This window comes from Kitasatospora sp. NPDC058046 (genome assembly GCF_042885595.1).
In the GTDB taxonomy this organism is placed as follows: Bacteria; Actinomycetota; Actinomycetes; order Streptomycetales; family Streptomycetaceae; genus Kitasatospora.
In genome coordinates this window covers 41,407-62,005 of the sequence record NZ_JBHVRS010000016.1, presented here as the reverse complement: position 1 = coordinate 62,005, position 20,599 = coordinate 41,407, and the positions used below count along the sequence as shown (strand labels likewise).

General features: G+C 73.4%; 19 protein-coding genes. 7 read left to right on the top strand and 12 right to left on the bottom strand.

The window, feature by feature from the left end:
- Positions 1-55 precede the first annotated feature (55 nt).
- From ACFVU7_RS28440 to ACFVU7_RS28385, 12 genes are all read right to left on the bottom strand, one after another.
- A complete protein-coding gene (locus tag ACFVU7_RS28440) occupies positions 56-253 on the bottom strand; it encodes a type II toxin-antitoxin system VapB family antitoxin (protein ID WP_049654040.1) in 198 nt (65 codons plus the stop codon).
- A gap of 97 nt (positions 254-350) precedes the next feature.
- Positions 351-2,105 (bottom strand): SDR family oxidoreductase, encoded by a 1,755-nt coding sequence (locus ACFVU7_RS28435; RefSeq protein WP_388047883.1) that lies wholly within the window; start codon positions 2,103-2,105, stop codon positions 351-353.
- Positions 2,102-3,013 (bottom strand): M24 family metallopeptidase, encoded by a 912-nt coding sequence (locus ACFVU7_RS28430; RefSeq protein WP_388047881.1) that lies wholly within the window; start codon positions 3,011-3,013, stop codon positions 2,102-2,104. Before ACFVU7_RS28430 ends, ACFVU7_RS28435 begins: the two co-directional genes overlap by 4 nt.
- Before the next feature lie 13 nt (positions 3,014-3,026).
- The gene (locus tag ACFVU7_RS28425; protein WP_117492621.1) at positions 3,027-4,115 is read right to left on the bottom strand and encodes a PDR/VanB family oxidoreductase; all 1,089 of its coding nucleotides are present in this window, start codon (positions 4,113-4,115) and stop codon (positions 3,027-3,029) included.
- 47 nt (positions 4,116-4,162) lie between these two features.
- Positions 4,163-5,080: a metal-dependent hydrolase gene (locus ACFVU7_RS28420; RefSeq protein ID WP_049657802.1), complete on the bottom strand. Its 918-nt coding sequence runs from the start codon at positions 5,078-5,080 to the stop codon at positions 4,163-4,165.
- A gap of 254 nt (positions 5,081-5,334) precedes the next feature.
- Positions 5,335-6,114, bottom strand: coding sequence for an IclR family transcriptional regulator (locus ACFVU7_RS28415; protein ID WP_074004310.1), 780 nt, complete (start codon positions 6,112-6,114; stop codon positions 5,335-5,337).
- A 242-nt stretch (positions 6,115-6,356) separates the two neighbouring features.
- Positions 6,357-7,817: a catalase gene (locus ACFVU7_RS28410; protein ID WP_380738575.1), complete on the bottom strand. Its 1,461-nt coding sequence runs from the start codon at positions 7,815-7,817 to the stop codon at positions 6,357-6,359.
- A gap of 116 nt (positions 7,818-7,933) precedes the next feature.
- On the bottom strand, positions 7,934-9,130 hold the full coding sequence (alc, locus tag ACFVU7_RS28405) for an allantoicase (protein WP_388047879.1): 1,197 nt from the start codon (positions 9,128-9,130) through the stop codon (positions 7,934-7,936).
- Positions 9,131-9,140: 10 nt separating this feature from the next.
- Positions 9,141-10,547, bottom strand: coding sequence for an allantoinase AllB (gene allB / locus ACFVU7_RS28400; RefSeq protein WP_388047877.1), 1,407 nt, complete (start codon positions 10,545-10,547; stop codon positions 9,141-9,143).
- 148 nt (positions 10,548-10,695) lie between these two features.
- A complete protein-coding gene (locus ACFVU7_RS28395; protein ID WP_388047875.1) occupies positions 10,696-11,838 on the bottom strand; it encodes a glycerate kinase in 1,143 nt (380 codons plus the stop codon).
- A 450-nt stretch (positions 11,839-12,288) separates the two neighbouring features.
- Positions 12,289-13,176 carry a 2-hydroxy-3-oxopropionate reductase gene (locus ACFVU7_RS28390; RefSeq protein WP_388047873.1) on the bottom strand — a complete coding sequence of 296 codons (888 nt, stop codon included), beginning with the start codon at positions 13,174-13,176 and terminating at the stop codon, positions 12,289-12,291.
- Between the two features lie 107 nt (positions 13,177-13,283).
- Positions 13,284-14,129, bottom strand: a complete 846-nt coding sequence (locus ACFVU7_RS28385; protein WP_117492631.1) for a TIM barrel protein — start codon at positions 14,127-14,129, stop codon at positions 13,284-13,286.
- Positions 14,130-14,401: 272 nt separating this feature from the next.
- On the opposite strand from ACFVU7_RS28385, the gene ACFVU7_RS28380 reads away from it, so the two are divergent.
- The 7 genes from ACFVU7_RS28380 (at position 14,402) to ACFVU7_RS28350 (ending at position 20,506) form a co-directional block, all read left to right on the top strand.
- Positions 14,402-14,656 carry a thiamine-binding protein gene (locus tag ACFVU7_RS28380; protein ID WP_388047871.1) on the top strand — a complete coding sequence of 85 codons (255 nt, stop codon included), beginning with the start codon at positions 14,402-14,404 and terminating at the stop codon, positions 14,654-14,656.
- Positions 14,653-15,033 carry a helix-turn-helix domain-containing protein gene (locus ACFVU7_RS28375; protein WP_049653753.1) on the top strand — a complete coding sequence of 127 codons (381 nt, stop codon included), beginning with the start codon at positions 14,653-14,655 and terminating at the stop codon, positions 15,031-15,033. The genes ACFVU7_RS28380 and ACFVU7_RS28375 overlap by 4 nt, the downstream gene beginning before the upstream one ends.
- A 248-nt stretch (positions 15,034-15,281) precedes the next feature.
- A complete protein-coding gene (gene uraD, locus ACFVU7_RS28370; RefSeq protein ID WP_388047869.1) occupies positions 15,282-15,785 on the top strand; it encodes a 2-oxo-4-hydroxy-4-carboxy-5-ureidoimidazoline decarboxylase in 504 nt (167 codons plus the stop codon).
- Between the two features lie 105 nt (positions 15,786-15,890).
- Positions 15,891-16,226 carry a hydroxyisourate hydrolase gene (uraH, locus tag ACFVU7_RS28365; protein ID WP_049653752.1) on the top strand — a complete coding sequence of 112 codons (336 nt, stop codon included), beginning with the start codon at positions 15,891-15,893 and terminating at the stop codon, positions 16,224-16,226.
- Between the two features lie 32 nt (positions 16,227-16,258).
- Positions 16,259-17,179 (top strand): factor-independent urate hydroxylase, encoded by a 921-nt coding sequence (gene pucL, locus ACFVU7_RS28360; protein WP_388047867.1) that lies wholly within the window; start codon positions 16,259-16,261, stop codon positions 17,177-17,179.
- 333 nt (positions 17,180-17,512) lie between these two features.
- Entirely contained in the window at positions 17,513-19,054 is a 1,542-nt protein-coding gene (locus tag ACFVU7_RS28355; RefSeq protein WP_380779479.1) for a nucleobase:cation symporter-2 family protein, read from the top strand.
- 66 nt (positions 19,055-19,120) lie between these two features.
- Positions 19,121-20,506 (top strand): 8-oxoguanine deaminase, encoded by a 1,386-nt coding sequence (locus ACFVU7_RS28350; RefSeq protein ID WP_117492640.1) that lies wholly within the window; start codon positions 19,121-19,123, stop codon positions 20,504-20,506.
- The last annotated feature ends 93 nt before the right edge of the window (positions 20,507-20,599 follow it).

The window sequence follows — 20,599 nt, the reverse complement described above, 5'->3', positions numbered from 1 at the left end:
AGCGGCCGTCGCTCAGTCCGCCGACCCCGGCGGGACGACCCACTCGGTGGAGCGCTCACTCACCCTTTTCCACCGGCCCGGTGAGATCGGGCAGCCCACCGTCCTCGAGCCAGGTCGTGAAGACCTGGCGCTTGCGACGCTTCACCGCATCCTCGAGAGCGGCGTTGACGGTGGCGGTCTTGGTCGTCGTACCGAAGATCTCCGCAGCCTCGGCCAGCAGGTCGTCGTTGATGTCCATCACGGTACGGGCCATGACCAACCTCCCGAGCGAAGCGGGGTCTGCGATATCGGGTTCGACCGTATCCGATATCGCAGGCCCCACGGGGCCCGATCGGCCGTTGTTCACCCGGTCAGGTGATGTTGAGGCGGGCGGCGAGGCGCAGCAGGCCGGGGCTGAGGCGGGAGAGGAAGCGGGCGGCCTTGGCCTCGGGGGTGACGGGGACGACGGGCCTGCCGGTGCGGACGGCGGTCACGATGGCGGTGGCGACCTTCTCCGGGGGGAAGCCGCGGCGGGCGTAGAGCTTCGCGGCGCGGGCCTGCTTGGCGGCCTGCTCGGTGGAGGTGGTGGCGGAGAAGGTGGAGGTGCGGGTGATGTTGGTGTTGACGATGCCGGGGCAGATGGTGGAGACGCCGATGCCGTGGCCGACGAACTCGGCGCGCAGGCAGTCGGAGAGCATGAACACCGCGGCCTTGCTGGTGGCGTAGGCGGTGAGCGCCTTGGACGGCAGGTAGGCGGCGGCGGAGGAGACGTTGACGATGTGGCCGCCCCGGCCGCGGTCGGCCATCAGGGTGCCGAAGGCGCGGCAGCCGTGGATCACGCCCCAGAGGTTGACGTCCAGGACCCGCTGCCACTCCTTCTCGGTGGTCTGCAGGAACGTCCCGGAGTGGCCGATGCCCGCGTTGTTGACCATGACGTCGGGCACCCCGTGCTCGGCCGCGACGGTCTGCGCGAAGGCGTCCACCGCGGCGCCGTCGGAGACGTCCACCCGGTAGGCGTGCGCCTGCGGGCCGATCAGCGAGGCCAGTTCGGCGGTGCGCTCGGCGGCCGCGAGGTCGAGGTCGCAGACCACCACCCGGGCGCCGTCCTCGGCGAAGGCGAGCGCGGTGGCCCGGCCGATGCCGCTGCCGCCGCCGGTGACCACGACCAGCCGGCCGTCGCCCTCCTCGGGGCGGGCCCGGCCCTCGTCGGTGCGGGTGGTGAACTCGCGGACCAGTCCGGCCACGGTGGCTCCCTTCTCCAGCAGCGCCGACCAGTGGCCGGCGTGCAGCGTCCTGCGGGTCAGGTTCGGCGCCCAGCGCTCCAGCCCCTCGGAGAGGTAGGTGCCGACGTACCGGTCCCGGGTGAGGGTGATCAGCTGGACCGGCACCTCGGTCGGCCGCTCGCGCGGACTGCCCAGGGTGGGGCGGAAGTTGGCCCGGTACAGCTCGATGCCGCGGACCGCGTCGCGCCGCAGGGTGGGCTGCGGGTGGTCGGCGCGCGGGGTGACGTGCTCCAGGTCGCGCAGCACCCTCGGCCAGGCCCGGGCCAGGCCGAGGCGCCAGACGCCGGGGGCGAGGTAGGGCAGGTGGAAGGCGGTGATGTACCAGGAGTGCAGGCCCTGGTGGAGCAGTTGCCCCAGGTGGCGGGGGGTGGGGCGGCGCAGCCGGTGGCGCAGCCAGTGGCCCATGTGGTCCAGGCTGGGGCCGGACAGGGTGGTGTACGAGGCGATCCGGCGCTCGGCGCCGGGTGCGGTGACGGCCTCCCAGGACTGGATCGAGCCCCAGTCGTGGGCGAGCAGGTGCACCGGGCGGTCGGGGCTGACGGCTTCGGCGACGGCGAACAGGTCCTCGGCGAGGTGCTCCAGGCGGTAGCCGGACCGGTCGGCGGGGGCGGCCGACTCCCCGGCGCCTCGCACGTCGTAGCGGACCACGTGGTGGTCGCGGGCGAGGTCGGCGGCGATGTCGTCCCAGACGGTGTGGGTGTCGGGGTAGCCGTGCACGAGGAGGACGGTGGGGGCGGCCGGGTCGCCCTGCTCGAAGACGGCGAGCGGGAGGCCGCCGGAGTGGACGGTCCGGCGGCGGACCGGGGGCTTCGCCTGCGCCTGGGGCTTCGTCGGGAACGTCATCGGGTGGCCTCCAGGGTGGTCGGCTCGGCGGCGGTCGGCTCCGTGTCGGTCGGCTCCGTGGTGGCCGGCTCGGTGGCGGCGGCGGTCCAGCGGCGGACGTGCGGCAGGTCGTCGTCGAGCCAGTAGGCGTCGTCCTCGGTGACCACCAGCAGTTCCTCGAACTTGATGCCCACGCCCCGGAAGCCGATGTGCGGCTCGACCGCCCACAGCCCCGGGGTGGGCGCGTGCCGCGACGACCGCCCGTCGGCCCAGAGCGGCGAACGGCCGTGCAGCCGCTCGGTGACGAGCTCGCGGCCGAGGGTCTGGAGGGTGCGCACGCCGAAGCCGAAGACGTTCACCCCGGCCGGGCCGCGCGCGGTGTTGCGGGTGACCTGGTGGCCGATCACCCGGCCCGGGTAGACCTGGTGGCGGTTGTCGTAGCCGTGCGCGGCGATCTGGGCGTCCACCGCGGCGTACACCTCGGCGAGCGGCCTGCGGGCCCGCACCTCGGCGAGGATCAGCTCGCGGTAGACCTTCAGGTCGGCGGCCAGGCGGTCCCAGACCCGGTTCTCGCCGACCTTGCCGCCGTAGCCGATGTCGGCGGTGTAGCCGTCCACCACGGGTGCGCAGTCCAGCACGTACGGCATGCCCTCCTCCAGCCGGCGGTTGCCGGCGAAGAACTGGAGCGGGGTGTGGAAGTGCCGGAACGCCGTCCGGTCGCCGAACCAGGCGAAGGGGACGTGGAAGAAGTCCTGCACCCCGGCTGCGACCAGGCGGCGGCGCAGCTCGGCGGTGGTCTGCCGCTCGGTGACGCCGGGTTCGATCCACGCGGCGACCTGTTCGGCGCAGTGGTAGGCGAGTTGCTGGGTCTCGCGGAAGCGGGCGAGGTCGCGCTCGGTGTAGCGGAAGGCGGGGGTCGCTTTCGCCATGGCGGAGCTCCTTCTAGAGGTCGAGCACGAGGGTCTCACCCTCGGCGGCCCGGGAGACGCAGGGCAGCAGGGCGCCGGCGGCGCGCTGCTCGGGGGTGAGCCTGCGGTCCCGGTGGTCGGGCGAGCCGGCCAGCAGGCGGACCTCGCAGGTGCCGCAGAAGCCCTGGTGGCAGGAGTACGGGAGGTCCGGACGGGCCTCGCGCAGCACGTCCAGGGCGGAGCGGTCGGCGGGGACGTCGAGGGTCGGACCGTCGGTGCCGAGTCGGACGGCGAACGGTTCGCCGTCGGTGACCGGGGCGGCGCCGAAGCGCTCGAAGTGCAGGGAGGCGGCCGGGGAGCCGTCCAGGGCGCGCTGCACGGCGGAGAGCATCGGGGCCGGGCCGCAGCAGTAGACGGCGGCGCCGCGCGGGGCGTGGGCGAGCAGTTCGGCGCCGGTGGGGACGCCGCCGTGCTCGTCGTCGGTGCGCAGCACCACCCGGTGCGGGTCGAGGGCGCGCAGCTCGTCCGTGTACGGGAGGGTGTCGGCGCTGCGGCCGACGTGCACCAGGCGCCAGTCCAGGCCGTGCCGCTGCGCCTCGCGGGCCATCGGGAGCAGCGGGGTGATGCCGATGCCGCCGGCCAGCAGGAGGACGGCGGGCTCGGCGCAGAAGGCGAAGCCGTTGCGCGGGCGGCGGGCGGTGAGCCGGGTGCCGGGGTGCAGGGCGTCGTGGACCTCGACGGACCCGCCGCCGCCCTCGGGCAGCCGCCGGACGGCGATGCGGTAGGCGGCGCGGTCGGCCGGGTCGCCGCTGAGGGAGTAGTGGCGCTCGCGGCCGGAGGGCAGGACGAGGCGCAGGTGGGCGCCGGGCTGCCAGCCGGGCAGCGGGCCGCCGGAGGGGTCGGCGAGTCGCAACTCGACGACGTCGGCGGCCGGTCGGCGGCGTTCGGCGACGACCAACTGGAGCGGCGGGGTGGGGCGGCTGAGCGGGCGCCGGGGGTTGCGGCGCAGCAGGGGGCTGCCGAGGGCCGGGGAGTAGCGGTCGCCGAAGGCGGTGAGCCGGCGCATGAAGCCGTCGGCGCGGGGGCGGCCGTAGAGGTCGGGGGGCGGGGCGAGCGGGTCCATCCGGCGGGGTCCTTGGGGTGAGGGGGGAGAGGGGGCTGTCGCCCGCGTCAGCCGCGCCCGGCGGCCGCGCGGGCGGCCGGGGAGGCGGCGAGGTAGCCCAGCGCCTGGCTGGACGAGCCCTCCTGGGTCGGGTGGTAGCCCGGCCGCAGGTAGCGCAGCCCGGAGCGGACCGACTTGACCGGGTCCGGCAGCAGTCCGCGCTTGGCGATCCGGCCGGCCTCCCGCCAGGTGGGCTTGAGCCGCCCCGCCAGGGTGGGGTCGGCGGCGAGCAGGAACCGGGCGCCGCGCACCCAGAGGTGGACCAGCAGCGGCCCGGAGACGGCCATTCCGCGCACCCGGCGGAGGTAGCCCGGATCCAGGTGGACCATCAGGTCGTAGGCGACGCTGCGGTGCTCAACCTCCTCCGCGCCGTGCCAGCGCAGCAGGTCCAGCATCGTCGGGTCCGCCTTGGCGCGGTCCAGGCCCGGGGAGTTGAGCGCCCAGTTGCCGAGGAAGGCGGTGAAGTGCTCGATCGCCGCGATGAAGGCGACCCGCTCGATGACGTTCTCGCGCTGCCGGGCCGGCGACAGCCCCGGCTTGTCGCCGAGGACGCGCTGGAACAGCCAGGAGATCTGCCGGACGTACGGCCGCGGGTCGAGCCCCTGGCCGAGCAGGTGGTCCAGGACCTCCTGGTGCGCCTCGGCGTGGATGGCCTCCTGGCCGATGAACCCGAGGACCTCCTCGCGCAGTTGCTCATCCCGGATGAGCGGCAGCGCCTCCTTGAACACCTTGACGAACCACCGCTCGCCCTCGGGCAGCAGCAGGTGCAGCACGTTGATGACGTGGGTGGCCATCGGCTCGTCCGGGATCCAGTGCAGCGGCAGCCGGGACCAGTCGAAGCGGACGTCCCGGGGCTCCAGCACGAGGCTCTCGTGCACGCGTGCGGCGGGCGCGGCGAGGGCGGGGACGGGGGTGGAACGGGGCATGGCAGGCCCTCCTGACCTGGGGGCGGCGGCTCGGCTCCAGGGAAACGTACTCGCGGGTAGCCATCGGGACAAGGGGTTCGGCGCCCCTTATCGACATCGAGTCTAATAAGTGACGCGCGCCGTCGGGCGACGCGCACGGCCGGACGCCGCCGGACGACACCGGACACCGTGGGGAAACGCGGGAAACGCGGGAGGCCCCACCGGTCTCCCGGCAGGGCCTCCCCGACGTCACGCGCGCGACGGCCGCCCCGCCGTCAGACCGCCATCGCCAGCATCAGCGGCGCCGCCCGGGCCGCCAGCAGCTCGGCGGCGGCCTTCAGCTTGTGGATGTTGTCCGCCGGCATCGAGGTGGCCAGGCAGCCGACCGTGCTGCCCGCCGTGATCGGCACGGCCGCGCACACCGTGCCCAGCGCGTACTCCTGGATGTCCAGCACCGGCACCGTGGCCGGCTGCCGCTCCAGCCGGTGCATCAGCTGGTCGGCGTCGACGACGGTGCGGGAGGTGAGCCGGGCGACCGGGTGTCGGGAGAGGTGGTCGCGCCGGGCGTCCGCGTCCAGCTGGCCGAGCAGGCACTTGCCGATCGCACTGGCGTGCGCGGTGGCCCGGAAGTCCACCCACTCCTGCACGGCCGGGGCGTAGTCGGCGGCCGAGACCGCCTCCACCGACAACTCCCCGTCGTGGTACCGGGTGAAGTACACGGCGGCGCCCAACTCGTCCCGGAGTTCGGCGAGCTTGCGGTTGAGCCGGGCCTTCACCAGCTGCTCCCGGTTGTGCTGGCCGAGCAGGGCGAAGGTGCCGCCCAGCAGCCAACCGCCGTCCTGGCACTGGAGGTAGCCCTCGACCTCCAGGATCTCGGCGAGCCGGCGCACGGTCGGCAGCCCGAGCGAGGTCTCCCGGGCGAGGGCCACCAGGGTGGCTCCGTCGGAGTGGCGGTCGACCGCCTCCAGCAGTCTGAGGGCGTGCTGCAGGGAGGTGAACGGGCCCGTCGGACCCTGGTCAAGCGCGGCGTGACGACCCGGGGCTGGTGTCGACATGTCGTCCCCTTCCGATGTCCCCCCACGGAGCGACCGCGGGCGCACACCAGCCTATCGACCCGGCGGCTCCGACGACTGCCGTCCGTACATATCCGTGGACAATCCGTGCAGGCCCACCGGCCGACCTGGGCGGACGCGACGGGCCCCTCCCCCACTGCCCGGGAGGAGGGGCCCGTTCCGCGGCCGCCGGGTACGGGCCCGGCGGCCGCGAGGGTGGCGGTGCGGAGGATGGTGCGGACGGGTCAGCCCTCGTCGCCCGCGCGCAACTTGGCGACGGCGGCGGCCAGTCGGGCGCCGTACTCCTCGTCGGCGGCGTGGAAGTGGGCGAGGTTCCGCTCCACCACGTCGTCGCGCGAGACCTGCGCCAGGAAGCCCGCGATGTTGCCGACCAGGCGGGTCTTCTCGCCCTCCGACATCAGCCGGTACAGCTCGCCGGCCTGGAAGAAGTCGTCGTCCTTGGTGTGCGCCGGGGTGGTGTAGGTGCCGGTGTGGCCGCTCACCTTGACCGGCGCGGCCGTCGCGTCGCCGGTCTGGACCGGACCGTCGTACGAGTTGGGCTCGTAGTTCCTGCCGCGGCCGGCGCTGTTGGCGGCCATCTGGCCGTCCCGGCCGTAGTTGGCGGCCTCGGTGGCGCGCGGGGCGTTCACCGGAAGCTGGGTGTGGTTGACGCCGAGGCGGTAGCGCTGGGCGTCCGCGTAGGCGAACAGGCGGCCCTGGAGCATCTTGTCCGGGGACGGGCCGATGCCGGGCACGAAGTTGTTCGGCGAGAACGCGGCCTGCTCGACCTCGGCGAAGACGTTCTCCGGGTTCCGGTTGAGCACCAGGCGGCCGACCTTGACCAGCGGGTAGTCGGCGTGCGGCCACACCTTGGTGAGGTCGAAGGGGTTGAAGCGGTAGTCCGCGGCCTCGGCGACCGGCATCAGCTGGACGTAGAGGGTCCAGGACGGGAACACCCCGCGCTCGATGGCCTGGTGGAGGTCGCGCTGGTGCGAGTCGGCGTCGCCGCCGACCACCTCGGCTGCCTGGTCGCCGTCCAGGCAGCGGATGCCCTGGTTGGTCTTGAAGTGGTACTTCACCCAGTAGGCGTCGCCGTCGGCGTTGACCCACTGGTAGGTGTGCGAGCCGTAGCCGTTCATGTGGCGGTAGGAGGCCGGGATGCCGCGGTCGCCGAACAGCCAGGTGATCTGGTGGGTCGAGGCCGGCGAGTGGGCCCAGAAGTCCCAGACGTTGTCCGCCTCCTGCACGCCGGTGTACGGGTCGCGCTTCTGCGAGTGGATGAAGTCGGGGAACTTGATCGGGTCCTTGATGAAGAACACCGGGGTGTTGTTGCCGACGAGGTCGTAATTGCCCTCCTCGGTATAGAACTTGAGCGCGAAGCCGCGCGGGTCGCGCACCGCGTCGCTGGCGCCCAGGTTGCCGGCCACGGTGGAGAAGCGCAGGAAGACCTCGGTGCGCTTGCCGACCTCGGAGAGGAAGCCCGCCCGGGTGTACCGCGCGACCTCGTCGGTGACCTCGAAGTAGCCGTACGCGCCGGAGCCGCGGGCGTGCACCACGCGCTCCGGGATGCGCTCGCGGTTGAACCGGGCCAGCTTCTCCAGCAGGTGCTGGTCCTGGATCAGCAGCGGACCGTACTCGCCGGCCGAGGCCGAGTTCTGGTTGTCGGCGACCGGGGCGCCGGACTCCGTGGTCAGGATCTTGGGCATGGAGGGTCCTTCAGGTGTCGATAAGCGCGGTGCGTGGAGAGTGAGGTGACGGATCGTCAGATCCGTTCGCCGGAAAAGGTTCCCTGGGGCTCCCGACGAGCGGATCCGACGGGTCGTCAGTTTCCGAGCAGGCTCCGGACGACGGTCGCGGCCGCGGCCAGGTCGGCGGCCGGGCGGGCGGCGGTCAGCGCGGCGGCCTCGTCGGCGGTGAGACCGGCCCCGGTGAGGGCCGCGACGGCCTCGGCGGCCGGGAGGGCGTTGAACCAGCGCAGCGCGAGGGCCGCGCGGCCGGCCCCGGTGAGGCGGCCGGTGAGCCGGAGGCGGGCGAGGCCGCCGTCCGGGTGGACGTTGATGCGCACGTGGGTCACCGGGCGGCCGGCGGCGAGCCGGAAGCGGTGCCGGGTGTCGGGCTGGAGCCGGGTGCGGGGCAGGAGTTCGAACCACTCGCCGTCGGCCGGGTCGACCCCGGTCGAGGCGTCGAAGCCGATCAGGTCGGCCCAGCCGGGGGCATTGGCGACGAAGTAGGAGGTGTCCACTTCGGCGGCCAGGACCTCACCGCCCCCGGCCAGGGCGATCTGCACCCAGTCGTTGGCCTTGTCGCGCCGACGCCGGGTCTCCCAACCGTCGCCCATGACGGAGGCGCGGCCGGGAGCGTTCAGGTTGTGCGGGGAGGAGAAGTAGCGGTCGGAGGCCGCCTCGGCCACGCCGCCGTACTCCTGGGCGGCCAGGTCGAAGGTGAGGCCGTCCAGTTCGCGCGGATCGGGCAGCACCTCGCCGTGCACCCGCAGCCGGGCGACCCCGCCGTCCGGGAAGATGTTCAGCCGTACGTGGGTGTAGCGGGTGCCGTCCGCGACGGCGAACTCGTGGGCGGTGTCGCCGTTGAGCGCGGTACGCGGCACGATCGTGGTCCACTCGGCGTCCTGGAGCTCCTCGGGCGAGGGGTGGCCGGGGACGGACGCGGCCTCGACCGAGGCGGTCTCCGGGTAGTTGCCCGTGAAGTGGGCGGTGTCCACGATCACGCCGCGGACCACCCCGGCGGCGCCGAGCCGGACGATCGCCCAGTCGTGGTCCTCGTCGGTGGGGTGCGGCTGGTCGGCGGAGACGCCGCGGCGGCGCTTGGACTCCCAGCCGTCCATGATCTGGCCCTTGTGGCCGAAGGTGTGCGGGCGGAACTCGGCCGGCTTGGCGACCAGCAGGTTCTCGGCGTCCGCGAAGGTGTCCTCGTTGGTGGCGACGACGCCCGCCCCGAGCAGTCGGGAGGCCAGGTCGACCAGCTCGGTGAAGGGAGCACTCGGGGTGTCGGCAGTGGTCACTGACTCTCCTTTAGGCGCGTTCGGACGGGATGGGGGTGGCGGTGGTGAAGCGGGTGGGGTCGGCCTGCGGCCGGGCGAGCTGCCGGCCGAAGGGGCGGGCCGCCGGGTCCACCTCGCGGCCGCGCAGCCAGGTGGCACGCACCGCGCCGGTGAGGGTCCGGCCCGCGTACGGGGTCACCGGGTTGCGGTGGTGCAGCCCGCTCGCACGGACGGCGAACCCGCCGTCCGGGTCGAAGGCGACCAGGTCCGCGTCGTGGCCGGCGGCGATGGCGCCCTTGGTGCCGGTCAGGCCGACCAGTTCGGCCGGTCCGGCGGACATCCAGCGCACCACGTCGGCCAGGGTGTGGCCGCGGCGGCGGGCCTCGGTCCAGACGGCCGGCAGGCCCAGCTGGAGCGAGGCGATCCCGCCCCAGGCGGCCGCGAAGTCGCCGCTACCGCCGTACTCGGGCAGCAGCTTGAGGTCGGGGGTGGACGGCGAGTGGTCGGAGACGACGGCGATGAACTCGCCGCGGCCCAGGGCCTCCCAGAGCGCGTCCCGGTTGGACTCGTCGCGGATCGGCGGGCAGCACTTGAAGGCGGTGTCGCCGTCCGGCACCTGCTCGGCCGCGAGGGTCAGGTAGTGCGGACAGGTCTCGGCGGTCACCCGTACGCCGTCCTCGCGGGCCTGCCGCAGCAGCGGCAGCACCGCGGCCGAGGAGACGTGCAGGACGTGCACCCGGGCACCGGTGCGCCGGGCCGCGTCGAGCAGCCGGGCGACGGCCGCGGTCTCCGCGTCGGCGGGCCGGGAGGCCAGGAAGTCCCGGTAGTGGACGCCGGGTTGCTGCGGGGCGGCGGCGAGCACGGCCGGGTCCTCGGCGTGGATGATCGCCAACGCCCCGATCCTGGCCTGCTCGGCCAGCGCCGCCTCCAGGTCGGCGGCCTCGACGTGCGGGAACTCGTCCACCCCGGAGGGGGCGAGGAAGCTCTTGAAGCCGAACACCCCTGCCTGGTGCAGCGGTTCGAGGTCGGCCAGGTTGCCGGGGACGGCGCCGCCCCAGAAGCCGAGGTCCACCCAGGCCTGGCCGTCGGCGGCCTTCCGCTTGAGCGCCAGCCCCGCCACCGTGGTGGTGGGCGGGATCGAGTTGAGCGGCATGTCGACGATGGTGGTGACGCCGCCGGCCGCGGCGGCCCGGGTGGCGGTGGCGAAGCCCTCCCACTCGGTGCGGCCGGGCTCGTTGACGTGCACGTGGGTGTCGACCAGGCCGGGCAGCAGGGCGGTGTCGCCGAGGTCGACGAGCTCGCCCTCGCGAGCCGCGAGCGAGCCGTGCGGGGCTGTCCGGGCGATCCTCCCGTCCTGGATCAGCACGTCCGCGGGGCGCTCGCCGTCGGGCAGGACCGCCCGCCGGGAGCGGATCACCGTCGGCTGGCTGAAAGGCATGGGGGACCTCCGGAACCTGGGAGTTGAGGGTGACGGAACACGGGGGGAGGCGAGGGATTGCCGGGAGCCTAGGCCCGCCTTCAACAAAACGTCAATGGAGGAACGTCCGAGGGATCACCGCGCGGGAAGGTCGCGCACGCACCGGGGTTCAGTGCGACAGGAGCTCCTCGGCCAGCCGCTCCCCCGCGAGTTCGGCCAGCTCGGCGGCCCTGGTCATGCTCTCCCCCGGCCGCTCGGCCAGGTCGGTCAGGGCGATCGCGGCGGTGAAGCCGGCGGCCCGCCACTCGGGCTCGGAGAGCTCCAGCCGGCCCGCCACCGCGGCCACCCGGACCCCCGCCCGGGCGGCCGCCGCGGCGACTCCGGCCGGGGCCTTGCCGTGGAGCGTCTGGGCGTCCAGACACCCCTCCCCGGTCACGACGAGGCGTGCCCCGCGCACGGCCCCGTCGAAGCCCAGCAGGTCGAGCAGCAGCTCGATGCCGGGGCGCATGGTCGCGCCGAGCAGGGCCAGGGCGGCGAAGCCCACGCCGCCCGCGGCGCCGGCGCCGGGCGCCTCCCGGACGTCCCGCCCGGTGGCCTCGGCGACCAGGTCGGCGAACCGGGTCAGCCCCGCCTCCAGCACCACCAGGTCCCCGCCGTCGGCGCCCTTCTGCGGGCCGTAGACGGCGGCGGCGCCGCGCGGCCCGAGCAGCGGGTTGTCCACGTCGCAGGCCACCACGACCTCGACCCCGCCCAGGGCCTCGGCCAGCGGGCCGGGGTCGATCTCCGCGAGCCGGCGCAACGCGGCACCGCCGGGCGGCAGTTCGGCCCCGCCGGCATCGCGCAGCCGTGCCCCGAGCGCCTGCACCATGCCGGCGCCGCCGTCCGTACAGGCACTGCCGCCGAGGCCCAGCACGATCCGCTTGGCGCCGAGCGAGACCGCCTTGGCGATCAACTGGCCGACTCCGTAGGACCCGGCCGCGAGCGGGGCGGTGCGGCCGCCGGGCAGCCGGGCGAGGCCGGAGGCCTGCGCCAGCTCGACCACGGCGGTGTCGTCCCGGACGGCCAGCGCGGCGTCCACCGGCAGGCCGGTCGGGCCGGCCACCTTGGCCGGGACCCGGCTGAAGCCGGCCGCGAGCGCGGCGGCCAGGGTGCCCTCGCCGCCGTCGGCGACGGGCAGTTCGCGCACCTCGGTGCCGGGCGCGGCGCGCCGGATGCCGGCCGCGATCCGGGCCGCCGCCTCGGCACCCTCCAGGCTGCCCTTGAACTTGTCGGGGGCGACGACCACATGGCCCTGGTGGGGGGTGGGGGGCATGGCGCGCTCCTCGCTTCCGTACGGGTCTGGCGGTGGTTCCGGGACGTGCGTCCGGCTGACGTGCGTCCAGCATGGGCCCGGGTGCTCCGGGTGGCCAGCGCCTCGGCCGGGGAGGCCGGAGCGGTCGGGGCGGTCGGGGGTGACCGTGGTGTCCGGAGCGGCCCGCTCCAGGAGGGTGCGCCCCTCCCCGCCGTTCCCCTCGTCCCGCTTCCGACGTACGAGGAGCTCCCCGCGGCGGGGAGGGGCCCTGGCGACGCGTACCAGGCACGACCGAAGTGCCCCCAGGGGGACGTACGCGTCACCGGCCTGGATCGACCGACGGGCGGGCGGATGAGCCCCGGCCCGCACGCCGGTCGGGTCCGGCCTCCTGGCGGCGCGGGCACGACCGGATAGGTACACGCCACCAGGAGGAGTTCGGGGCCGGGGGCTCCGCGCGGGAGCCCCCGGCGGTCACGCGACCTCGCGCCCGGAGAGCCGCTCGACGCCGCGCAGCAGCGCCGAGTGGTCGAGCGAGCCGTCGCCGTTGGCCCGGGCGGAGGCGACCAGCTGGGCCACCACGGCGCCGACCGGCAGCGCGGCGCCCACGGCGCGGGCGGCGTCGGTGACGATGCCCATGTCCTTGTGGTGCAGGTCGATCCGGAAGCCGGGGGCGAACTCGCGGTTCAGCATGTTCGCCCGCTTGCGGTTGAGCACGGTGGAGCCGGCCAGGCCGCCGCCGAGCACGTCCAGCGCGGCCGCGAGGTCGACGCCGGCGTTCTCCAGGAACACCACGGCCTCGGCGAGCACCTGGATGTTGACCGCGACGATCAGCTGATTGGCGGCCTTGACGGTCTGGCCGGCGCCGGCCGGGCCGACGTGGACGACCGTGGTGCCCAGCGCGTCGAACAGCGGCCTGGCCTCGGCGAAGTCCTCGGCCGCACCGCCGACCATGATCGACAGGACGGCCTCGACGGCGCCGGCCTCACCGCCGGAGACCGGGGCGTCCAGGGTGCGGACGCCCTTCTCCCTGGCGGCGGCCTCGACCCTGATCGAGGTCTGCGGGGTGATCGAGGACATGTCGATCACCAGGGTGCCGGGCCTGGCGTTCTCCAGCACGCCGCCCTCCCCCAGGACGACCTGCTCGACCTGCGGGTCGGCCGGGACCATGGTGATGACCACCTCGGCGTCCCTGACCGCCTCCGCGATGCTGCCGGCGCCGTGGCCGCCGACCGCGACCAGGGCGTCGATCGGCGGCCGGGTGAGGTTGAAGCCGGTGACGTGGTGGCCGGCCTTGACCAGGTTGGCGGCCATCGGGCTGCCCATGATGCCGAGGCCGATGAAGGCGATCTTGCGGCTCATCGCGTCGAGTTCCTTACGTGTGCGGGTGGGAGGTCGGGTGGGTCGGCGGTGCGCTGCCCGCCGCTCGAACCGGGCACTGCCCGGCAGCGCGCCGCCGGGCGGCTCCGCTACTGGGCGGCGCGCAGCTCGCGCGGCAGCCACCCGAAGCTGTCGGCGCTGACGCCGCCGGAGGGGCGGTACTCCAGACCGATGGAGCCCGCGTAGCCCGCGGCCGTGAGCCGGGCGAACAGGTCCTCGAAGTCCAGCTCGCCGGTGCCGGGCTCGTTGCGGCCCGGGGTGTCGGCGATCTGCACGTGGCCGATGCGGTCGGCGTGGGTGTCGATGACCGCCGCCAGGTCCTCGCCGTTCCTGGCCAGGTGGTACAGGTCGCAGAGGAACCTGGCGTTCCCCAGGCCGGTGGCGGCGTTGACCCGGTCGACCACCTCGACCGCGGCGGCGGCCGAGACCAGCGGGTAGTCCGGCGACTCGGCCCTGTTCAGGGCCTCGATCAGCAGGACGGCGCCGATCCCGTGCGCGGCCCGCGCGGCGAGCACCAGGTTCTCCAGTGCGAGCGCGTCCTGCTCGGCCGGGTCGACGCCCTCGACCCGGTTGCCGTACAGCGCGTTGAGCGCGGTGGCGCCGAGCGAGGCGGCGAGTTCGGCGGCGACCGGGAGGTTGGCGCGGAAGCGGTCCCGCTCGGCGGGCACCGAGACGGTTCCGCGGGCGCCCTTGCTCAGGTCGTCCAGGAGGTTGAGGCCGGTGAGCCGCACGCCGGCGTCGGTGAACGCCTTGCGCAGCGCGTCCAGTTCGGCCTGCGAGGGGTCGTGCTCCGCACCGAAGGGCCACCACAGTTCGGCGGCGGTGAAGCCGGCCGCGGCGGCCGCGGCGGGGCGCTCCAGGAGCGGCAGTTCGCCGAACAGGATCGACAGGTTGACCGTGAAGCCGTGCTTGGCAGCCGCCGTCACGTCGCTCACCTCTCATCTCTCTTCCTTCATCCGCAACTTCCACGATCCGGAAGAGGGATTCTGTGTGGTGGAAGCATCTCCGGCCCGCCGAGCGGGTGTCAAGGGAGTCGCAACATTTTGTTGAAGCAGTCCCGAGGGGCCCTGCCGGGTACCCCGAGGGCACACCGGGGCAGCCCCGAGGGCACCCCGAGGCCACACCGGCGGCGCGCCGTCCGCGGGGGCCGGACCGTTCGATCCCCCGACCCCTGCCCGCCCGCACCCCCGCTCGCTACAGTGACCCCGTGCGATTGATGGTGGAGTTCACGACAGAACCGTTCGAACTGGACACGTTCCCGGAGCACGCCGCGGCGGCTCGCCGGGTGGTCGACGACGCCGGCCTGGACGTCTCGGTCGGCCCCTTCGGCACCGGTGCCGAGGGCGGGGCCGAGCAGGTCCTCGCCGCGGTGGCCAAGCTGCTCAAGGAGACCCTGGACGCCGGGGCGACCCGGATCTCGGTCCAGGTCAGCGTGCTGGGCGAGGAGGACGGTACGCCGTGACCGAGAACGTGGAACACCCGCTCGCCGCGGCGGTGAAGCCGCTGCTGGCCGCGGTCGGCGCGACGCACGTCCCGCTGGACGAGGCGAAGCCCGACGACGTGGTCCTGGAGTGGGAGGGCACCCCGGCCCTGGCCGTCCGACTGCCGCACCTGAGCAGCGCGTTGGACCGGCTGCTCGCCGAGATGACCCGGCAGTTCGACGGCCGCCCGCTGGCCGAGCTCGACCGCTTGGAGAAGCAGCGGGTCGTCGCCCTGCTGGAGGAGCGCGGCGCCTTCACCGTCCGCCACGGCGTGGAGACCGTCGCCTCCGCCCTGGGCGTCAGCCGCTTCACCGTGTACAACTACCTGAACCGCCAGGACGGCGCGAAGTCGTCCTGACACTCCGGCTCGACGCCCTCCGGGGCACGTGCGCGCCCCCGCCCCGGGGGCTTCCGAACGGGTGACCCCGCCGACACGACAGGACCGGATCGGCCTGCGGCGGGGCACACTTGGCGAATCGCACACGAAAGGGCCCGGCATCGGGGCCCGGTTCAAAACGTAACCACCAACCGTTCAACAAAGTGTTGACGGCCGGGTGGGGCCGATCTAGCTTTTCCGGGTGGCACCACTCTTCAGGAGGTCCACCCGTGACCAACCACCCCCACACCCTTGACGTCCTGGCCGCGACCGATGCCGCGGCGCTGGAACGGATCCTGCTGGAGGTCTGCTCCAGCCCCCGCTGGGCCGCCGCGGTCGCCGCGGCCCGGCCCTGGTCCGACCGCGACACCCTGCTCGCCGCCAACGCGGCGGCCATGGCGTCACTGACGACCGAGGACCTGCGCGACGCGATGGCCGGCCACGCCCGGATCGGCAGGCCGACAGCCGGCGACGCCGTCTCCGAGCGCGAACAGGCCGGAATCCAGGGCGTGGACCAGGCGGTCCTCGACGCGCTGCACGAGGCCAACGCCGCCTACGAGGCCAAGTTCGGCCACGTGTTCCTGATCTGCGCGACCGGCCGCACCGCGGTCGGCATGCTCGCCGCCCTGCGCGAACGCCACCCCAACGACGCCGCCACCGAGGCGGAGATCGTCCGCGGGGAGCTGCGCAAGATCAACGACATCCGGCTCGACCGCCTGCTCGACGCTTACTGACACATCGTCATATCGCGCTTTCTCCCATCCTCCTTGCCAGACACTTCCGGCATCCACTGATGCTGACGCACCATCACTTCTGCCATCAGTAAGGTCACTTCACCCATGACTGGCATCTCCACCCACGTGCTCGACACCAGCCTCGGCCGACCGGCCGAGGGCGTCCCGGTCGAGCTCGCACTGCACACCGAGGGTGGCTGGCAGGTGCTCGGCACCTCCGCCACGGACTCCGACGGCCGGGTCAAGGACCTGCCGGCCGTGGAGGCGGGCTCGGTCGTCCGGCTGCTCTTCGACACCGGCGCGTACTCCGCGTCCACGTCCGCCGAGCCGCCGTTCTTCCCCGAGGTCTCGATCGTCTTCACGGTCGCGCCCGAACAGCACCACTACCACGTGCCGTTGCTGCTCAACCCGTTCGGATACTCGGTCTACCGCGGAAGCTAGTGGACCGACCTGGAAAGCTTAGGAGCCACGTCATGGCCCACGTGCTCGGTCAGAACCAGTACGGCAAGGCGGAGAACCGCATCGTCCGGATCCACCGCGACTCCACCCGGCACGAGATCAAGGACCTGAACGTCTCGGTCTCGCTCCGCGGCGAGTTCGAGGACGTCCACCTCACCGGGTCCAACGCCAACTGCCTTCCCACCGACACCACCAAGAACACCGTCTACGCCTTCGCCAAGGAGCACGGCATCGAGTCGGCCGAGGCGTTCGGCATCCTCCTGGCCCGCCACTTCGTCGACGACACCGAACGCGGCGTCGTGCACAGCGCCCGGATCCGGATCGAGGAGTACTCCTGGGACCGGATCCGGACGCCGGACAGCTCGGCCCGCTTCATCGGCTCGGAGGAGGTCGGCCACTCCTTCGTCCGCAACGGCCAGGAGGTCCGCACCAGCGAGATCGTCTACGACGGGGAGTCCGTCCAGGTCATATCCGGCCTGAAGGACCTGGTCGTCATGAACTCCACCAACTCGGAGTTCTGGGGCTACATCAAGGACGGCTACACCACCCTCCAGGAAGCGTACGACCGCATCCTCGCCACCCAGGTCACCGCCCGCTGGAAGTTCGGCTACAGCGGCCGAAACGGCGAGGCCCAGCCCAACTGGAACCGCTCCTACACCCACGTGAAGCGGCACATGCTGGAGGCGTTCGCCGAGACCTACTCCTACTCGCTGCAGCAGACCCTGCACGCGATGGGCACCCGGGTTCTCAACAACCGCGCCGAGGTGGACGAGGTCCGCCTCGAACTGCCGAACAAGCACCACTTCCTGGTCGACCTGGAGCCGTTCGGCCTCAAGAACGAGAACGAGGTCTACTTCGCCGCGGACCGCATGTACGGCCTGATCGAGGGCACCGTGCACCGCGAGGGCGTCGTCCCGGTCATCCCGGTCGCCTGACCTCCCCCACCCTCGGCACCCTCAGCACCCGCACCACCAGGTGGACGCCGCCCGGAATCGCCGCATCCCCCGGTCCCCACGGGCCGGACGGCCGGGCGGGCCGCCCCACCGGCCCCATCACCAGGCACCACCCGCACCAGTTAGTTCTTCTCCACCTCCACCCCCACCCACCGGAGTTCGTGTCTGCCTCGCGGCGGCCGGCCCGGGGCACTGGAGAGCCCGGCCGAGGGATCCTTGCACCGCCGTCCCGCCCCCGGTCGTACCAGCACCAGCACCAGCCGCACTCCAGCGCCACGGGCGCGCCGGGAGCCACGGGCACAAGAGGGGCTCGACATGGCACCCAGCAACACCACCAGTACAGACGGCGGTTCCACCCCGGAGAGAACGCAGGACCCGGACGGCACGGACGGCACGCCGGCGCACCGCACCGGCAAGCCGCCCCGGCCCGGAACCCATCCCGTGGACGAGTTGCTGCCCCCGGTGAAGCTGTTCTCCACCGGACTCCAGCACGTCGCCGCGATGTACGCGGGGGTCGTCGCACCCCCGCTCATCGTCGGCGCCGGCGTCGGGCTCTCCCCCGCCGAACTCGCCCTGCTCATCTCGGCCAGCCTGTTCACCGCCGGACTGGCCACCCTCCTCCAGACCCTCGGCATCTGGAAGATCGGCGCGCGGCTGCCGTTCGTGAACGGCGTCTCCTTCGCGGGGGTCGCGCCCATGATCGCCATCGCCAAGGGCTCCATCGAGAAGACGGGAGGACCGAAGGAGGCCCTCCCGGTGATCTTCGGAGCGGTGATCGTCGCGGGGCTCCTGTGCTTCCTCGCGGCACCGTACTTCTGCAAGCTCATCCGGTTCTTCCCCCCGGTCGTCCAGGGCACCGTGATCACCCTCATCGGGGTGTCCCTGCTCCCGGTGGCGGTCAACTGGGCGCGCGGCGGTTCGCCGGGCGCCCCCGGGTACGGCTCCATGCGGGCCGTCGGCCTCGCCGCGATCACCCTCGTCGCGGTGGTGCTCTGCAACCGGCTGCTGCGCGGGTTCTGGCAGCAGCTGTCCCTGCTCATCGGCCTGGCGTTCGGCACCCTGATCGCCTTCCCGCTGGGGCTCGCCGACTTCGGCGCGGTCAAGGACGCGAAGGTCTTCTCGCTCCCCTCCCCGTTCCACTTCGGCGCGCCCGTGTTCGACGCCGCCGCGATCGTCTCGATGTGCATCGTCATGGTGGTCGCGATGACCGAGTCCACCGCCGACATGCTCGCCCTCGGCAGGATCGTCGACCGCGAGGCGGACGAACCCACCCTCGCCGCCGGCCTGCGGGCCGACGGCCTGGCCACCGCGCTCAGCCCCGTCTTCAACGGCTTCGCCGCCAGCGCCTTCGCCCAGAACATCGGGCTGGTGGCGCTGACGAAGATCCGCAGCCGCTTCGTGGTCGCGGCCGGCGGAGGCATCCTGGTCCTGCTGGGGCTGTTCCCCGTGCTGGGCTCGGTCGTCTCCCTGGTGCCGCAGCCCGTCCTCGGCGGCGCCGGGATCGTGCTCTTCGGCACGGTCGCGGCCAGCGGCATCCGCACCCTCGCGGAGGCCGGCATGGAGTCCGGGTCGAACACCATCCTGGTGTCCGTCTCGCTCGGGGTCGGCATCGTCCCGATCGCCGCGCCGACGTTCTACGACTCCTTCCCGGAGGCCGCCCGGACCCTGCTGCACTCGGGGATATCGGCCGGCTGCGTGGTGGCCGTCCTGCTCAACCTGCTCTTCCACCACGTCGGGGCCGCCCGTCGCTCCAGGCCCGGCCAGGGCTCCGACGCGACGGTGCCGGCGGCTCCGACCGCTCCCGCGGTGCCGTCGATGCCGACAGGTCCCACGGTTCCGACGGCGACGCCGTCCTGACCGGCCCCGGGAGGGGCGTGCGCCACGGTGCGCGCCCCTCCCGACCCTCCCCCTAGGAGTCACACCATGGCAGTCCAGCCCCCGCCCACCGACCAGCGGACCGTGATCGAGAACGTCGCGATCGCCACCGTGGACGCGAACGACACCGAGTACGCCCGCGGCCACGTGGTCCTCCTCGGCAACACCATCGAGGCGGTGGGCGACGGCCCCGCCCCCGCGTGGCTGGACAACGTGGTGCGCCGGATCAACGGCGAGGGCCACCTGGCCACCCCCGGCCTGGTCAACACCCACCACCACTTCTACCAGTGGATCACCCGCGGCCTGGCCCAGGACGACATCCTGTTCGACTGGCTGGTCGCCCTCTACCCGACCTGGGCGCGGATCGACGAGCGGCTCGTGCACGCCGCCGGCCAGGGCTCCGCCGCCGCGCTGCTCAAGTCCGGCTGCACCACCGCCTCGGACCACCACTACGTCTTCCCGAAGGACGGCGGCGACATCCTCGGCGCCTCCATCGAGGCCGTCCAGGAGCTCGGCCTGCGCTTCACCGCGCTGCGCGGCTCGATGGACCGCTCGAAGAAGGACGGCGGGCTGCCGCCGGACCACGCGGTCGAGGAGCTGGACGACATCCTGGCCGCCTCCGAGACGGCCGTGGACCGCTACCACGACTCCTCCTTCGGCTCGATGCTGCACATCGCCCTCGCGCCCTGCTCCCCCTTCTCCGTCTCCACCGACCTGCTCCGGCAGTCCGCCGAACTCGCCCGCCGCAAGGGCGTCCGGCTGCACACCCACGGCTCGGAGACGGCCGAGGAGGAGGCGTTCTGCAAGGAGCTGTTCGGCATGGGGCCGACCGACTACTTCGAGTCGGTGGGCTGGCTCGGCGAGGACGTCTGGATGGCGCATTGCGTGCACATGAACGACTCCGACATCGCCAAGTTCGCCGAGACCGGCACCGGCGTCGCCCACTGCCCGTCCTCCAACGCCCGCCTGGCGGCCGGGATCGCGCGGGTGCCCGACATGCTCCGGGCCGGCGTCCCGGTCGGGCTCGGGGTGGACGGCACCGCCTCCAACGAGTCCGGCGAGCTCGGTACGGAGCTGCGCAACGCCCTGCTGATCAACCGGTTGCACGGCTCCCCCGCCGCGCTGACCGGGCGGCAGGCGCTGCGCCTGGGCACCATGGGCGGCGCCCGGGTGCTCGGCCGGCAGGACGAGATCGGCTCGATCGAGGTCGGCAAGCTCGCCGACCTGGCGCTGTGGAAGATCGACGGGGTCATGCACTCGTCCATCGCCGACCCCGTCGCCGCGCTCACCTTCGGCGCGCTGCCGCCGTTGTCGGTGCTGTTCGTCAACGGCAACGCGGTGGTCGAGAAGGGGCAGCTGACCACCGTCAACGAGGACCGGATCGCACGCGACTGCGCCCGCGCCGCCCGCGAGCTGGCGGCGCGTCCGGTCTAGGGCCGGTCCGGTCTGGGCCGGTTCGGTCCGGTCCGGGGCCGGTCCGACGCCCACCCCGTACTCCGGGGGCGCCCAGGGACGGTGCGCCCCCGG

What these genes read in the sequence shown, in the direction of transcription:
- ACFVU7_RS28440 (WP_049654040.1), bottom strand. Translation starts at nt 253, where the DNA reads ATGGCCCGTACCGTGATGGACATCAACGACGACCTGCTGGCCGAGGCT.
- ACFVU7_RS28435 (WP_388047883.1), bottom strand. Translation starts at nt 2,105, where the DNA reads ATGACGTTCCCGACGAAGCCCCAGGCGCAGGCGAAGCCCCCGGTCCGC.
- ACFVU7_RS28430 (WP_388047881.1), bottom strand. Translation starts at nt 3,013, where the DNA reads ATGGCGAAAGCGACCCCCGCCTTCCGCTACACCGAGCGCGACCTCGCC.
- ACFVU7_RS28425 (WP_117492621.1), bottom strand. Translation starts at nt 4,115, where the DNA reads ATGGACCCGCTCGCCCCGCCCCCCGACCTCTACGGCCGCCCCCGCGCC.
- ACFVU7_RS28420 (WP_049657802.1), bottom strand. Translation starts at nt 5,080, where the DNA reads ATGCCCCGTTCCACCCCCGTCCCCGCCCTCGCCGCGCCCGCCGCACGC.
- ACFVU7_RS28415 (WP_074004310.1), bottom strand. Translation starts at nt 6,114, where the DNA reads ATGTCGACACCAGCCCCGGGTCGTCACGCCGCGCTTGACCAGGGTCCG.
- ACFVU7_RS28410 (WP_380738575.1), bottom strand. Translation starts at nt 7,817, where the DNA reads ATGCCCAAGATCCTGACCACGGAGTCCGGCGCCCCGGTCGCCGACAAC.
- allB (WP_388047877.1), bottom strand. Translation starts at nt 10,547, where the DNA reads ATGCCTTTCAGCCAGCCGACGGTGATCCGCTCCCGGCGGGCGGTCCTG.
- ACFVU7_RS28395 (WP_388047875.1), bottom strand. Translation starts at nt 11,838, where the DNA reads ATGCCCCCCACCCCCCACCAGGGCCATGTGGTCGTCGCCCCCGACAAG.
- ACFVU7_RS28390 (WP_388047873.1), bottom strand. Translation starts at nt 13,176, where the DNA reads ATGAGCCGCAAGATCGCCTTCATCGGCCTCGGCATCATGGGCAGCCCG.
- uraH (WP_049653752.1), top strand. Translation starts at nt 15,891, where the DNA reads ATGACTGGCATCTCCACCCACGTGCTCGACACCAGCCTCGGCCGACCG.
- pucL (WP_388047867.1), top strand. Translation starts at nt 16,259, where the DNA reads ATGGCCCACGTGCTCGGTCAGAACCAGTACGGCAAGGCGGAGAACCGC.
- ACFVU7_RS28355 (WP_380779479.1), top strand. Translation starts at nt 17,513, where the DNA reads ATGGCACCCAGCAACACCACCAGTACAGACGGCGGTTCCACCCCGGAG.
- ACFVU7_RS28350 (WP_117492640.1), top strand. Translation starts at nt 19,121, where the DNA reads ATGGCAGTCCAGCCCCCGCCCACCGACCAGCGGACCGTGATCGAGAAC.